Origin of the sequence: Streptomyces sp. WM6378 (assembly GCF_001279695.1) — a bacterium.
Taxonomy (GTDB): domain Bacteria; phylum Actinomycetota; class Actinomycetes; order Streptomycetales; family Streptomycetaceae; genus Streptomyces.
The window spans coordinates 23,038-37,054 of record NZ_LGDD01000297.1 but is presented as its reverse complement, the minus strand read 5'-3'; the positions used below and the strand labels follow the sequence as shown (position 1 = coordinate 37,054).

The window sequence follows — 14,017 nt, the reverse complement described above, 5'->3', positions numbered from 1 at the left end:
ACGGACCGGCCCCGGCCGTGAGGCCCGCCCGTCCATCGTGCCAGGACCGGCCCGGACGCGCGATCCGGACGGCCGCGCACCGTCACCGGGGCGGCCCCACCTTGCGCGACGGTGCAGGCCGGGCGGTCCGCCGCGGCTGTTCGGACGGGCGGTCCGGCACCGCGTACCCGCGCCGCTCGCGCAGCCGGTCCTCGATCGGTGTGGGGGCGCCGAGGAGGCGCTCCTCGTACCGGCCGAGGGCCAGCAGCACGCCAAGGAGCAGCGGCGGGATGAGAACGGCCACTATGACCATGACGACTCCTCGACGGCGGACGGTCTGCGGACCGCGTAGCCCCTGTCATGCACCGGAAGCGATGTGGCGCAACCGATGCGGTCGGGAACCCGCAAACGGAAGGCGGGCCGATGTTTTCCATCGGCGCAGCCCGGTTAGTCGTGAAATATGGTGCAAATCGGCTACACAATGATGACTGAGCAGACGGGTCCGCGCGAGCTCGTGGCGGATCTGGTCGCCGCGGAGCGTGCCGGGTTCGACTTCTCCGTCACCTCCGACCACTACTTTCCGTGGCTGGAGAGCCAGGGGCACGCGCCGTACGCGTGGAGCGTGCTCGGCGCGGCCGCCCAGGCCACCACACGGATCCCGCTGATGACGTTCGTGACCTGCCCGACGCTGCGCTACCACCCCACCGTCGTGGCGCAGAAGGCGGCCACGATGCAGATCCTGTCCGAAGGCCGGTTCCGGCTCGGACTCGGTTCCGGCGAGAACCTCAACGAGCATGTGGTGGGCGCCGGTTGGCCCGCTCCGCAGGTGCGCCTCGACATGCTCGAAGAGGCCGTCGAGATCATCCGCGAGCTTTTCGAGGGCGGCTACGTCAACCAGCAGAGCGCCCACTTCGGGGTCGCCAACGCCCGACTGTGGGACCTCCCCGACGAGTTGCCGCCGATCGGCGTCGCCGTCTCCGGCGAGCGGTCCTGCGCCCTGGCCGGCCGAGCTGCCGACCTGGTCATCGCCACCGAGGCCAAGCCGGAACTGCTCGCCTCCTTCGACCGGCACGGCGGCGCAGGCAAGCCGCGGGTGGGCCAGCTGCCCGTCTGCTTCGACCGCGACCGGGACGCGGCGGTCGCCCGCGCCCACGACCAGTTCCGCTGGTTCGCCGGGGGCTGGCCGGTGAACTCGGAGCTGCCCGGACCCTCGGGCTTCGAAGCGGCGACACGGTTCGTGACCCCCGAGGACGTGGCGCGGTCCATTCCGTGCGGCGACGACGTGGACGACTTCGTCGACGCCGTACGCCCTTATGCCGAAGCCGGGTTCACCGAAATCGCCCTCATCCAGATCGGCGGCCCACAGCAACTCTCGTTCATCGACTGGGCCGAGAAGAAGCTGCTGCCCGCGCTGCACGAGCTGTGATGCGCTCGGCCGTACGCACTCGCGAACGGGGCGATGATCCGGCGCGGCCCGGGCGCCCCCCTACGGAGCCGACCGCCGTCAGTCGTCGGAGACGATCCGGCCCTCCTCGTCGAGCACCGGGTGGAGGCGCATGGGGTCCTGGCTGTTGACGTCGGACGGGCGCGGGCCCTCGGGGCCGTCGGCCCCCCAGCGCAGCAGGCGACGGGTGCGGGCGATCTGATAGACGGTGCCCTGGAACTTCAGGCGGTTGACGCGACCGGCCCGGAGCGCGGCGGCGGCCTTGGCGTACTCGGCCAGGTCCTCGCGTGGCCGCGCGGCTCCGTCGCCTTCGGTCTCGGTGCGGGCGTCGACGTCCACGGCGGCGTCGATCGGGATGAGGCCACGCATGCGCGGCCACGTCCAGGTCAGGGCGAAGTCCAGGGACCTGCGGGCGGAGTGCGCGCTCGCATGCGGACCGCTGACCGGCGCCCAGCTGTTCGTTGACCGCTCCACGACCGTGAACGACGGCGGCAACAGCAGAACGTCCGGATGCAGGACCAAGGCCCGGCGCGAGTCGGCGCGTACGTCTTCGGGGAACCGGTCGCCGGTGTAGCAGAGGTCCCGCAGTGCCAGCTGCTCCGCGACCTGAGTCGGGGTGACCGGCGCCGTCGGGTCCAGGACCAGACCGTCGTCGACCTCCGGGCCCCTGGACGCGCGGGACCAGTCGGGGACGAGGGGCTCGGGATCGGTCGGGCGCGGCCCTTCCATGGCACCCCGGCTCCCTACGGCCGCGTACTCCTCGGCACGCACGATGCGGAACCGGGTCCCGGCCACGGCGACTTCGTCCACCCGCTCGGTCTCAAGCCGGGTCACTGCCGCCAGCAGAGCGCGCCGTTCCTCCGGGCCGTACGCGTCGTCCTTCGCGCGGAACCACAGCCGCGAGTTGAGGCTGTCCCGGGCCTGCTGAGGGCAGCCGAGCGTGATCGCGACGAGCACCCGCCACGCCGGTCCGTGCCCGTCATCCTGTGCCGCCACCCCGAACAGCGGGCCCCGCACGACCAAATTCCCTATACGTGCGACGGCGTCAACAGCATCGGCTTCTACGGCGGCTTCCACAGGCTCCACCGGCACCCGCACCGTGATCGGTCGCGCTCGGCCTGGTCCCGCATCCCCATGGTCCATGCCCTCATCCTGCCGATGACAGGACGCCGGCGTCCTTGAATCTTCGGATCCTCCCGCACTCGCCACGGAAAGGTGTTAACGCTCAAGGACAGCCGTCGAGGGCGGACAAGGAATGCCGTCAAGGCCGGATTCGACAACCGCCGAGCGGATATTCCGTGGTGCGCTCGGAGAGTTCCGTGGCCACGGGCGTCGATACGATCTTCGATGACGGACATCTGGAGTGCGATCCGGGACCGACCGCCCGGCCCCGGCCGAGCTGGTCACCATCCGGCGCGGTCCCTGACCGTCACGACCCCGGGCGAGCAGGCCGTGGCCCAGCCCTGCCCTCCTCGCACCCTCTAGCGGAACGGACCCCGACGTGACCCTCCGGCAGATCGATCCGAAGCAGCGCGGCTTCCTGATCGTCAACTCCCACCCGACCGGGTCCGCGGCGACGGTCACCCGCATGTGGGAACAGATTCCCCCGCGATCCGACGGCAGCAGTCCCGTGGTCCTGCTGCTCGGCCACAGCGCGGGTTACGGCCTCGCCACGCTTCTGACCGGGCTGCGTCAGCACGGCATCCGTGGTGTCGGCGTCGCGTACGAGGGTGCGGAGACCGAGCGGCGCACCGCCAGTGCCGGCTGGTACCGCACCGCGGCCGCGGCCCGCCTCGCCGCCGAAGCCGGCCATGACTTCGTCTTCCTCAACACCGACGCCTTCTCCGAAAAGGGCAAGCGTGAGGTGCTGGACCTGGTGGAGCAGCGGTTCGGAAAGGTGGACCACCTGATCTACAGTCTCGCCGCCCCGCGCCGTACCGACCCGGAGACCGGCACCGTCCACCACTCGGTGATCAAGCCGCTCGGCGCGCCCTACGAGGCGCCGGCGCTGGACTTCTCGGACAACACCCCCAAGGTCACCAGCGTCCGCCTGGAGGCCGCCACCGAGGAGGAGAGGTACGGGACCGAGCAGGTGATGGGTGGCGCCGACTGGCAGCTGTGGGTGCGGGCCCTGGCCGAACGCTCCCTGCTCGCCGACCACTTCACCACCGCCGCACTGACCTACATCGGCTCCGACCTGACCGCTCCGATCTACCGCCAGGGCACCATCGGCGCGGCCAAGGAGCACCTGGAGCGGACCGCGGGACGTCTGAACGCGGGCGTCCTCGCGGGCCGGGGCCGGGCGATGACCGTCGTCGCCGGAGCCGCCGTCACCCAGGCCTCCAGCGCCATCCCCTCCATCGCCCTGTACACCACGTTCCTGCGGACGGTCCTCGGCGACGGCTTCCGCACCGCCGCCCAGCAGGCAGCGGACCTGTGGGACCAACTCACCGGCACCGCCCCCCTCGTGACGGACGGCGAGGGCCGCATCCGCCTTGACGGCTGGGAACTCGACCCGCGGGTCCAGGACCAGGTCCGCGAGCTGTGGGCCGACCCGGAATCAGGACTCGACCGATCGGCAGCCGGAGCCGACTGGTTCATGGGCCAGATCCGCGAGCTCTACGGCTGGGGTGTCGCCGACATCGACTACGACCGGCCCGCCGAGACCACCGTCGCATGGCCGACGCCGTAACACCCAGCGGCCGGATGAGGCGGGCACCTTGCCTGCCCGCACCCCGCGCTCACGCCGTAGGCCGTGTCATCACCATGCGCGTGATGTCCACTCGTGACTTGGCGCCCAGCTTGCGGTAGGCGCGGGTGAGGGCCGCCTCCACCGTTTTCACGCTGAGTACCAGGCCCGCCGCGATCTCGCGGTTGGTGGCGCCCTGCGCGACGCGGGCGACCACGCTGCGTTCGGTCGACGTGAGGTGGTCCGACCACGAGCCTGCCTCGGGCCAGCAGGCCGAGCTGTCCTGCGCGCGATCGCGTTCGGCGCGGGTCAGCGCCGCCCAGGGGCGGGCGTCGGCCTTGGTGAAGATCCGCAGGGCGGCGGAGAAGGCGGCACGGGCGGCGGCCTCGTCTCCGAGTTGGCGCCGGACGCGGCCCAGGACCGCTCTGGTGCGGGCCTCCTCCAGGGGATATCCGGTGGCCCGCAGTCGTACTGCGGCCCTCTCCAACTCCCTTGCAGCCTGCGGGAGTTCACCGCGCGCCGCGTCGACCGCCGCTGCCGCCCTGTCGAGCGTGGCCAGGACGCCGGGCCGGCCGAGCCGCTCGGCCTGGCGGCGGGCCAGGGAGATGACCGCCTCCGCCTCGTCCGGTGCGCCGTCGGCGGCCAGGGCCTCCGCGAGGTCGGCGTGCCAGCGGCGGGTCGCCGGGTCCCGCTGACCCTGCGCCGTCTCCAACTCGCCTACGCGTCCGAGGAGTTCGGCCGCCTGTCCGCTCTGGCCGCTGAACAGTCTGATCCTTCCCTCGGCATGCAGGGCCCGGGGCAGGAAGAGCCGGTCGTCGTCGTCCTCGCTGTGCCGTTTGGCCGTCTCCGCCGCGGTGAGTGCCCGGCTCAGGCTGCCGCCGGCCGCCTCGGCGAGCGAGACCGCGTACCAGGCGGGCCCCTGACTCAGCCCCGCCTCCTCGACGATGCGCAGGCTCTGGTGGGCGATGGTCAGGGCCGGCCGACAGCGTCCGCGCTGGATCTCGACCTGCGCGAGACCGATGAGACACTGGCTCAGACTGTCGGCCGAACCGCGCTGGCGCAGCCGGTACACGAGGGTGCGCAGCTCGGCCCGTGCCTCGTCCAGCTCGTCGCGCACCAAGTGGAAGCGGTACTTGAGGTAGACGGGTCCGTTGTGGTGGGTCATCACGTGCGCGTCGTGTGGTGCGGCGAGGGCCGCCGCCAGGGTCGTTTCCGCCTCGGGGAGCCCGAGGAAGAGCTCCAGGGCCGCCTGCTGGGTCAGCGCCATGAGCTCGGTCCGCCGGTCGCCGGTCCGGGCCGCGAGCCCGGCCGCGCGGACGGCATGGCCGTGGGCGCGTGGCGCGGAGCCGCCGACCATCCACTCCCGCCAGCTCATCCGGTAGTGCAACTGGGCCAGCAGTTCGGGGTCGCCACCGGCGTCGCGTACCGCCTCCGGGAAGACGTCCGCGATCTCCGCCATCGCCTGGCCGCAGGAGTCGATGACCACGTTCCAGGCGCGTACCCGGTCGGCGGGCCGATCGGCGTCGCCCAGTACGTCGTGCGCGAGCTGCCTTGCGAAGTCGAGGTCTCCGGCCTCGATGCCGTCCTCGGCGGCGGTGAGCCTGCGGTCGATGTCGATGTGCGTCTGCCCGGCGGGTGTGTACTCGGCGGCCAGGCGGCCGAGTCTCGCCGCGGTTTTGGGAGCACCCCGGCGGCGGGCCGCCGAGGCGGCGGCGGAGAGCCGGGCGGCCACGACCGGATCGGGGCCCGCCGTCAGCCGCGCCATGTGGTGTGCCCGCTCGACCGCGTCGTCGGACGCGTCGGCCAGCGCGCGGTGCGCCTCCACCAGACGTTCGTACGGGGTCTCGGCCTGGAGCACCATCGGCGTCAGCGGATCCAGGAACCTGATGGTCCCGTGGTCGGACGCCGACAGGACGCGGACGATGCCACCTCGCACGCAGGCGTCCAGGTCAGCCGCGACGTGGTGGCGGCCCGCGCGCCGCAGCAACTCCACCGTGGGGCGCAAGGCGGTGCCCGCGATGACCAGCGTCTGCCGGGCGCCGGCGGGAAGGGCGCCGATCCGGTCGAGGATCGGCCGGCGCAGGGAGTCCGGGACGGGGAGCGGTTCGGTCGAGTCGGGCAGGGCCGCGCCCTCAAGCCGGACGCGCTCGTCGAGAGCGGAGCTGAGTTCCAGTGCCGTACGGGGGTTGCCGCCGCTCGCGTGATGCAGCCGCGCGACGAGCGGCCGGGGCCAGCAGGGGTGGTCGTGCCGCTCCAGGAGCTCGCCGACCTCGTGCGCGGTCAGGGGAGGGACGCACATCCGGCGGACCGGCTGCGCGCACAGCTCCAGTACGGAACGCTCGGCCGGGGGGCCGGACTCGTCCCCCGTCCGCAGCGTGGCGAGCACCGACAGGCCTGGGTCGGCGCGGCGGGCAAGGTACTTGAGGACGTCCGCCGTCGGTCGGTCGAGCCACTGCGCGTCGTCGACGATCAGCAGGAGCGGACCGGTGTCGCAGAGCAGGGCGAGGACCTTGCGGACGGCGATCCGCAGGACGAGCGCGTCGCGCCCGGCGGCCGGACCGGTCCCCTCGCTGCGCAGCAGGGCTGCTTCGAGTACGGCTCGTTCGTGGGCGGCCAGTGCGGCGAGGGTGTCGTCGGCGACGCCGGTCAGCAGGTCGATGAGTCCGAGGAAGGGGCTGTCCTGTTCGGCGGGCGAGGGTGAACAGCGCAGGACCCGGTGACCGTGGGCGCCCAGTTCCGCGGCCAGCTGAGACACCACCGTGGTCCGGCCGATGCCCGCAGGGCCGGTGAGGAGGACGCCGCCTCCGCGCGACAGGTGAGTCCGTACGGTGTCGCGGAGGGCGGTGCGTTCGACGCCGGGTGACAGGCTGGTCGGCTCGGTCATCGCAAGCCCTCCCGGACACCGCTTCGTTCATGCCTCAGTCATCGATCATGAACCTGTCCTTCATCGTGCCGCGCCGAATGTAGGACTGCCCTCGGTGAAAGGTCAAGACCAATTGAAGATCTGGACGGGCAGGCCGTCGACGTGCGGACCGGGCCGCCGGTCGGAAGACCAACGGCCCGGCACAGTACGGGAGTTGACGTGACTCAGTAGGCGGGACTCAGCAGGCGCCCGCGTCCTTCCAGACGGCCCAGGAGCCGGGTGCTCCGGGCTCGGCTCCGGTCGAGTACCACTGCGAGGACCACTTGTGGCCGTTGTACGAGACCTGGTCGCCCGGCACGTAGCTGGCGGTCGAGCTCCAGGCCGGGAGGTTGCCGCAGCCTCCCGGCGGGTTGCCGCCGCCGGTGATGGTCCAGGTGAAGGAGGCCGTGCCGGTGGCGTTGTCGGTGTTCTTCGCCGTGACGGTGACGGACGCGGTGCCCGCGGTTGTCGGAGTGCCGGAGATGAGACCGGTGGAGGAGTTGACCGAAAGGCCCGCGGGCAGCCCGGTCGCGCTGTAGTTGAGCGTCTTGCCGCCGGGGTCGCTCGCCTGGATCTGCAGGGACACGGCGGTGCCGACGACGCCGTTCTGGTTGCCCGGGTTGGTCACCGAGGGCGAGCCCGGCTGGCTGTTGCAGCTGCCGGGTACGGGGTCGGCGCCGGTGACGCTGACCGCTGCCCAGGCCGCGTCGATGGTGTTGTACTCGGTGCAGTGCGTGCCGTAGAGGTCGGCGGCGGCCTTCAGCGAGTCGATGCGCGCCTGGTGGTAGTCCTCGCTGCTGTTGGCGTACGAGGCGAGCGCCTTGTACCAGATCTTGGCGGCCTTGTCGTTGCCGAGTCCGGTGACCGTGGAGTTGTTGCAGGTCGGGCTGTTGCCGTAGCCGTGGTCGCCGCTGCCGACGGCCGCGAGGAAGAACCAGTGGTTCAGCGGGCCCATCGAATAGTGCGGGTCGAGGCTGCCGTTGCCGCTGTTCCAGCAGTTGGGCGACGAGCCGTCGAGGGAGGGGTTGTACATGTAGCGCAGCGGCTTGCCGTCGCCGTTGATGTTGATGAGTTCACCCATGGTGTAGTCGGGTGTGTCGACCGGGTTGTTGGCGTAGAACTCGACCATCGTGCCGAAGATGTCGCTGGTGCCCTCGTTCATGCCGCCGGTCTCACCGGTCTCGTCCCAGCCGGTGAGTGCGCCGCTGACGCCGTGGCTCATCTCGTGCCCCGCGACGTCGAGTTCGACCAGCGGGCGCGCGTTGGACTGGCCGTCGCCGTATGTCATCTGAGTGCCGTCCCAGAAGGCGTTCACGTACGCGTTGCCGTAGTGCGTCCGCGACGGTACGCCCCGGCCGTCGCCGAAGATGCCGTTGCGGCCCTGGACGTTCTTGTAGTAGTCGAACGTCTCCGCCGCGCCGTAGTGCGCGTCGGCCCCGGCGGACGCCGGGTCGCTGGTCGAGCCGTTGCCGAAGGTCCCGCTGGAGCTGGTGAAGACCGAACCCGTGCCACTGGTGGCGTGGTTGAGATTGGTCGTGTAGCCGTTGCCGTGCGACGGGTCCGTCATTGAGTAGCCGCTGCCGGACTGGGTGACGTCCAGGGAGACCCTGCCGCTGTAGATCGACTGGCCCGTCCCGGCGACCGTCGGTGCGGCGGCCCGCGCCGCCGCACCGACCTTCGAGGCGGTGGCGTGCGCGGCCCCCTCGGCCGCGAACGTGCTCACCTCGTCATTGGTCCGTACGACCTTGCCGGTACGGGCGTCCACCAGAACGTGCAGGCGGCTGGGTGTCTGGTCGAGGCGGGTGCCGCTGACGACGGTCTCCCAGACCAGTGTCGCGTCGGCGCCCTCCAGCTGCACCGCGAGGTGTGAGGCGGAGACCGAGTCGACGTGACCCTTGAACGCGGCCGTCGACACCTTCGCGGCGCTGGAGGCGGCCAGTCGGGGCTCGGTGGAGACCGCCCCGGAGGTCCCCGAACCGGTGGCGAGGGACTGGTACGTACCGTCCTTCTTCAGGTGCACGATGACGTCGCCGCCGTAGGCGGGAAGGCCCTTGTACGTGCGGTCGAAGCGGACGGAGGCGGAGCCGTCCCGGTCGACCACCAGGTTCCGGACCGAGAAGGCGTCGCCGTCGGCCTTGTGCGCGGCACCCGCGTGAGCCGCCAGCGCCTTCTGCGCGGCGTCCACGACGCGGCTGCGTACGGCTGGTGCCGGATCGGCCGTGTAGGGCGCCGCGGCGAAGGCGCCGGGGCCGGCCGGTACGGGGTGCGGCGTCGGCGCCGCCGTGGCGACGGGCAGGGCGATGGCGGACGCGGACACGCAGGCGAGCGCGGCTGTCAAGAGCCTCGCGGCTCTTCGTATCTCCATGGGGGTGGGGGTTCCTTTCGCTACGGACACGGAGGCGTCCGCCGCTGGTGGGGAAGGCTGTTGGGGAGGCGGCGGACGGGTGCGGGTGTGCTGACGACGCCGCTCGTGGCGGGAGCCGCGCCGACGCACGAGTGTCCGCAACGGGGGTGGTGGCGGCCAGGCAGTGCGGTGAGTGTGAGGGGTTTCCCTATCCGGGGGGGATCGTGGCTGCCCCGGCGCGTCGGCATGTGCGCCCCACTCCTCAACAAGGCGTGCTGTCAGCCGTGTTGAGGAGTGCGCATTGATCGGCGATGGGAAGCGGGTCGTGGCGGCTCGCGATGGAGGCATGCGTCACCGGCGGGCCCGTACTGGTCGCCGGGCCTTGGGTAGCCTCGGCGGAAACAGCCCTCAGGAAGGGAGCACCCGCGCAGAGTTGGTGGCCCGGAGCCGCTCAGTCGTGTGAGGGCTCGACCGCATCGGAGTCTTCGCGACGGATCCGCTCAACTCCCCAGACGCCGAGCGGGCCGAGCGCTTGGTTGAGCGTGTCCCCGTGCTCGGTCAGGGAGTACTCCACCCGCGGCGGCACCTCGGCATACACCTTCCGGTGAACGAGACCGTCCTCCTCCATCTCACGCAGGTGCTGCGTCAGCATCTTCTCGCTCACCCCGGGCATACCGCGACGGAGCTCGGCGAAGCGGCGTACGCCATGGGCATGGAGTTCCCAGAGGATCAGCCCCTTCCACTTGCCGCTCACCACGTCGAGCGCGGCGTCGATGCCGCAGATGTAAGGCCCGCGTCTCGGCGCCTTGGCCATCACAAGTCCCCTTACGAAAAGGTAAGTACCGCAGAAATTAGTGGGTACTTCCGAGACTAGCGGCGCTCTCTGATCATGGAGGGGTGAACGAACAACAGAACCGAACCACCAGGAAGAACAGCGCTGTCACCGTGATCGGGCTCGGCCCGATGGGCCAGGCGATGACACGCACCCTCCTCACCGCCGGCCACCCGGTCACCGTCTGGAACCGCACTGCCAGCAGGGCTGACGGTCTCGTGACCGACGGAGCAACGCTCGCGGCGACGCCCGGCGAGGCGGTCGAAACGAGTGACCTCGTGATCCTCAGTCTTACCGACTACCAGGCGATGTACGACATCCTCGACGGTGCCACCGCGTCGCTCGCCGGTCGGACACTGGTCAACCTGAGCTCTGACACTCCCGACCGCTCACGTGAAGCGGCCACCTGGGCAGCGGCCCACGATGCCGCTTTCCTCACCGGCGGTGTCATGGTCCCGGCGCCGATGGTCGGTACGGAGGCGGCCCATGTGTACTACAGCGGCCGCGGTGAAGGCATGGAGAAGCACTTGGCGACGTTGGCGCTGCTCGGAACGCCGAAGTACCTGGGGGAGGACCCGGGCCTGGCCCAGATGATGTACCAAGCCCAACTCGCGGTGTTCCTCACCACCTTGTCCGCGCTGATGCACGCCACCGCGATGCTGGGCACCGCGGGGATGAAGGCCGCGGAAGCGTTGCCGGAGTTGCTCTCCTCCGCCGACGCGATCGGTGACATCCTGCGGGCCGGCGAAAAGAACCCCGGCGCCGCGCTTGACGCCGGCGAGCATCCCGGCGACCTCAGCACGGTCACCATGATGGGCGCGACGTCCGACCACATCGTCGACACCAGCAGGTCGCTCGGCCTCGACCTCGCCCTCCCGCTGGCCGTGCAGGCCCACTATCGGCATGCGATCAACGAGGGCCACGGCAGTGACAATTGGACCCGCATCATCGACAGCATCCGAGCACCGCGCTGACGAAGGGTCATCGCCAGGCGGTGCCATGTCCCGCCCACTGCCGGTGGGCGGTCGCCGCCGCCTGGGTGCGGCTGGCGGCGCCGGGTTTGGCCAGGATGTGGGAGACGTGGACGCCCGCCGTGCTGGGGGAGATGTGGAGGCTGAGATGGCTGCCGCCGAACTGGCAGCCGACCTCGGCGCGGCACCGCTCTCCCGCGAGATCGCCCTGACCGGCCGTCCCCCATCGACCCAGGATGCCCTCACCGCCCGCCGCTCGGTGGAGGCCCTGCTGGAACGGCTGGGCTGGTCCTGCGGCCCCGGCCTGGACCCGCACAACCGCGCCCACCGGCGGTTCATCGACTCGGTCGGCGCCCTCGTCCGGCTCGGCTACCCCCGCGGCACCGAGCAACTGCTCCCGTACGGGCGACTCGCAGCGCAACTGGCCATCACAGACCTGGACATGGTCGAGGAGCAGCCGACCCCGACCGGCCAGATCGAGGTGGCCGTCGCGCTTACGGTGCTGTACGGACCGATGCTGCTGAGCCTGCGGCGCATGGCCCACGCACAGGAGTCGGCCCGGCGCTTCTGAGGCCCTCCGCGCCGTACCCGACGAGATCGGCGCCCTCGTCCCCGCCTGCAAGAACCGGGCGCCGCCGGGTTCCTGATCAAGCCCGTCGACCGCTGGGCGCTGCGCTGCCAATGTGCGCGCGCTCGCCGACCTGTGGAGCCGCACGCACTCCGCCATCACCCCGCAGCCCGCCCCCGCCCGGTACGGGTGGGGGGTGTAGGACCGGGAAGCGGGGGCATCCGAGAGGGGTCCAGACCGCGCCAACCGGAGGTTTCCCGCCCATGCTGATGGCCCACCCCGCAGTGCTCCGCGAACTCCTCGACGAATACACCGCGCTCCGCGCCCTGGAGGCGTGTGGGGGAAGCGAGTCGACTCGGCGGCGCCTGGACGACGTGGCGTACACCCTGTGCGTGTCGACGGGGACGCGGGACATCGACGCCGCCGTGATCGCCGCCCGGCACCGGCTGCCGGGGGCGCGCACCTTGGACGACTCCGTGCTGGACACCGTAGGCACCTGAGGCCTGAGCGTTGCTGGCTCCAGCATCGACAGCGCCAAACACCCCCGGAAGTCGGGCAGTTGCTGAGGTGCCGCAGTCGCTGGGGTGGTTGGCGCCTGCCGCATCGAGCACGGCGACCGCCCGACCGCCGGATACACAGCCGCTCCCTTCGCGAGCTCGGGTCGGCCGGAGGCGTCCGGCGGGACTTGGTCGGAGGCCGGGAGCAGTGACCCCGGGCCACCACGGGGTGGCTGTCCGTCGGCAGGAGGTGTGGCGGGCGCACGGCATGACGCACCGTCAGGTGCTAGTCCTCCGGGTCCCAGGCCACGAGGAGGTCGAAGAGGCGTCGATCGCCGTCGAGTTTCACGGAGTCCACCGGTATGCGGCCGTACATGGCCAGGACCAGCTCGTCGGCCGTGCCCCGGGCGGAGGCGTCGGCTGCGTTCGGGTCGTCATCGTCATCGTCATCGGCAGCGGTGCCGGGTTCCGGGAGCCGGGCGGTTCGTGCGCCGTCCGCGGAGAGCCACAGGCGCCAGGAGCGGCCCTCGGCGCGCAGGCAGAGCGCGGCCGTTCCCTCAACGCATAGCGTGCGCTCCAGCCCGACGGGACGCCAGAGCAGGCCCGACAGGACACCGGAGCAGGAGTGAGCCGAACCGATCAAAGGCCGATGCACCCGCTCAAGTCGTGCGTTGTGCCAGCTCAGCTCGCCTTCCCCTGTGGTTCGGCCGGTAGGCTGAACTGATCATTCCAGAAGAAGGGCCACGGCTTCACGGTGACCGAGTTCCGCCCCCACACCCTGTTTTCCTTCGGCACGCTGTTGGACGAGCGGGTCCAGACCGCTCTCTTCGGCCAACCCGTGCCCAGCTCCGCGGCATCGCTGGCCGGCCACACGACCAGGCCCCTGCCGATCACCGACCCGTCAGTGATCGCCACCAGCGGCATCGACGTACACCTGACCCTGGAGCGAAAGCTCGGAGCCACGGTCGAGGGCGCCGTCCTGCACCTCACTGAGCGAGACCTCGCCGCCGCCGATGCCTACGAGGTGGACGACTACGTCCGCAGACGAGTGCTGCTTTCCTCTGGGGAGAGCGCCTGGGCGTACCTGGACGCGAATCCGCTCCGCCCGGCAGCGCGCGTCGTCATCGTGGGCGACAGCATCGCCTACGGACGCTGCGACCCACAGGGTGGCTGGGCCGCCCGCCTCGCGGCCACCCACATCGCCGAAAACGAGGCCGAACACCGGGTCTTCAACCTGGCCATCCCCGGCAGCACCCTGATCGACGTATGCGAGCAGACGCCCGCGCTCCTTGCCGCTCGCCGACCCGACACCATCCTCGTCGCCGCCGGCATCAATGACAGCGCCCTGTCGCTCGACCCGTCACAGGCCCGCCCCGATGGCCTTGCGCTCATCGCGGACAGCCTCGCTTCACTGGCCGGCACGGCCCAGAGCCACAACGCACGCCTCGTTGTCATGGGACCGACGTGGGTCGACGAGACGCGTACCCATGACTACGAGGGCCTGCGGTTCACCGAGGCCCGAGCGCAGGCCCTGCGCGAGTCCATACGGACTTGGTGTGCTCAGAACCACGTCGACCACCTCGACATGTGGGAGCCCCTGCACGGCAATACCGAACTGCTCGTGGACGGCCTGCACCCCACCCCCGAAGGACATCAGGTGCTGTCTCGGCATCTCGACGCCCTCAGCCGCTGAGCCCGGCAACGGGCGATTGAGCGAACGTCGAAGAGGCCCGGATCCACCGAGGATCCGGGCCTCTTCGTTGAGCAGCGGGGGCGGGATCCGCACCTAGC

Annotated in this window: 12 protein-coding genes; 6 read left to right on the top strand and 6 right to left on the bottom strand. The window is 71.0% G+C overall.

The genetic code is table 11. The features are described from left to right. Window positions 1–82 precede the first annotated feature (82 nt). Window positions 83–292 (bottom strand): hypothetical protein, encoded by a 210-nt coding sequence (locus tag ADK54_RS25570; RefSeq protein WP_053728055.1) that lies wholly within the window; start codon window positions 290–292, stop codon window positions 83–85. 147 nt (window positions 293–439) lie between these two features. Between ADK54_RS25570 and ADK54_RS25565 the strand changes: the two genes are divergently transcribed. Further along, window positions 440–1,405 carry a TIGR03557 family F420-dependent LLM class oxidoreductase gene (locus ADK54_RS25565; RefSeq protein WP_053728054.1) on the top strand — a complete coding sequence of 322 codons (966 nt, stop codon included), beginning with the start codon at window positions 440–442 and terminating at the stop codon, window positions 1,403–1,405. Between the two features lie 78 nt (window positions 1,406–1,483). Here the strand turns inward: ADK54_RS25565 and ADK54_RS25560 are convergent, their stop codons facing one another. Next, complete coding sequence (locus tag ADK54_RS25560) at window positions 1,484–2,566, bottom strand: DUF5954 family protein (protein ID WP_063802049.1); 1,083 nt, start codon at window positions 2,564–2,566, stop codon at window positions 1,484–1,486. A gap of 358 nt (window positions 2,567–2,924) precedes the next feature. Here ADK54_RS25560 and ADK54_RS25555 point away from each other — a divergent pair, with 358 nt between their 5' ends. Next, window positions 2,925–4,115: a trans-2-enoyl-CoA reductase gene (locus ADK54_RS25555; RefSeq protein ID WP_053728052.1), complete on the top strand. Its 1,191-nt coding sequence runs from the start codon at window positions 2,925–2,927 to the stop codon at window positions 4,113–4,115. 49 nt (window positions 4,116–4,164) lie between these two features. Here ADK54_RS25555 and ADK54_RS25550 read toward each other — a convergent pair whose 3' ends face one another. From ADK54_RS25550 to ADK54_RS25540, 3 genes are all read right to left on the bottom strand, one after another. Beyond that, window positions 4,165–6,996: an ATP-binding protein gene (locus ADK54_RS25550; protein WP_053728051.1), complete on the bottom strand. Its 2,832-nt coding sequence runs from the start codon at window positions 6,994–6,996 to the stop codon at window positions 4,165–4,167. 217 nt (window positions 6,997–7,213) lie between these two features. Continuing rightward, window positions 7,214–9,379 carry a M4 family metallopeptidase gene (locus tag ADK54_RS25545; RefSeq protein WP_053728050.1) on the bottom strand — a complete coding sequence of 722 codons (2,166 nt, stop codon included), beginning with the start codon at window positions 9,377–9,379 and terminating at the stop codon, window positions 7,214–7,216. A 430-nt stretch (window positions 9,380–9,809) separates the two neighbouring features. Continuing rightward, window positions 9,810–10,172: a winged helix-turn-helix transcriptional regulator gene (locus tag ADK54_RS25540; protein ID WP_053728049.1), complete on the bottom strand. Its 363-nt coding sequence runs from the start codon at window positions 10,170–10,172 to the stop codon at window positions 9,810–9,812. A gap of 83 nt (window positions 10,173–10,255) precedes the next feature. On the opposite strand from ADK54_RS25540, the gene ADK54_RS25535 reads away from it, so the two are divergent. From ADK54_RS25535 to ADK54_RS25525, 3 genes are all read left to right on the top strand, one after another. After that, window positions 10,256–11,164, top strand: coding sequence for an NAD(P)-dependent oxidoreductase (locus tag ADK54_RS25535; protein ID WP_053728048.1), 909 nt, complete (start codon window positions 10,256–10,258; stop codon window positions 11,162–11,164). A gap of 145 nt (window positions 11,165–11,309) precedes the next feature. Beyond that, window positions 11,310–11,732, top strand: coding sequence for a hypothetical protein (locus tag ADK54_RS25530; RefSeq protein WP_199827033.1), 423 nt, complete (start codon window positions 11,310–11,312; stop codon window positions 11,730–11,732). Between the two features lie 260 nt (window positions 11,733–11,992). Beyond that, window positions 11,993–12,229 carry a DUF5133 domain-containing protein gene (locus tag ADK54_RS25525; RefSeq protein ID WP_053728047.1) on the top strand — a complete coding sequence of 79 codons (237 nt, stop codon included), beginning with the start codon at window positions 11,993–11,995 and terminating at the stop codon, window positions 12,227–12,229. Between the two features lie 283 nt (window positions 12,230–12,512). Here the strand turns inward: ADK54_RS25525 and ADK54_RS25520 are convergent, their stop codons facing one another. Beyond that, window positions 12,513–12,869 carry a hypothetical protein gene (locus ADK54_RS25520; RefSeq protein ID WP_053728046.1) on the bottom strand — a complete coding sequence of 119 codons (357 nt, stop codon included), beginning with the start codon at window positions 12,867–12,869 and terminating at the stop codon, window positions 12,513–12,515. A gap of 111 nt (window positions 12,870–12,980) precedes the next feature. Between ADK54_RS25520 and ADK54_RS25515 the strand changes: the two genes are divergently transcribed. After that, complete coding sequence (locus tag ADK54_RS25515; RefSeq protein ID WP_053728045.1) at window positions 12,981–13,919, top strand: GDSL-type esterase/lipase family protein; 939 nt, start codon at window positions 12,981–12,983, stop codon at window positions 13,917–13,919. Window positions 13,920–14,017 lie beyond the last annotated feature (98 nt).

Excerpts from the sequence above, each read along its gene's own strand:
- ADK54_RS25570 (WP_053728055.1), bottom strand. The coding sequence starts at position 292 with ATGGTCATAGTGGCCGTTCTCATCCCGCCGCTGCTCCTTGGCGTGCTG.
- ADK54_RS25565 (WP_053728054.1), top strand. The coding sequence starts at position 440 with ATGGTGCAAATCGGCTACACAATGATGACTGAGCAGACGGGTCCGCGC.
- ADK54_RS25560 (WP_063802049.1), bottom strand. The coding sequence starts at position 2,566 with ATGGACCATGGGGATGCGGGACCAGGCCGAGCGCGACCGATCACGGTG.
- ADK54_RS25550 (WP_053728051.1), bottom strand. The coding sequence starts at position 6,996 with ATGACCGAGCCGACCAGCCTGTCACCCGGCGTCGAACGCACCGCCCTC.
- ADK54_RS25545 (WP_053728050.1), bottom strand. The coding sequence starts at position 9,379 with ATGGAGATACGAAGAGCCGCGAGGCTCTTGACAGCCGCGCTCGCCTGC.
- ADK54_RS25540 (WP_053728049.1), bottom strand. The coding sequence starts at position 10,172 with ATGGCCAAGGCGCCGAGACGCGGGCCTTACATCTGCGGCATCGACGCC.
- ADK54_RS25530 (WP_199827033.1), top strand. The coding sequence starts at position 11,310 with ATGGCTGCCGCCGAACTGGCAGCCGACCTCGGCGCGGCACCGCTCTCC.
- ADK54_RS25525 (WP_053728047.1), top strand. The coding sequence starts at position 11,993 with ATGCTGATGGCCCACCCCGCAGTGCTCCGCGAACTCCTCGACGAATAC.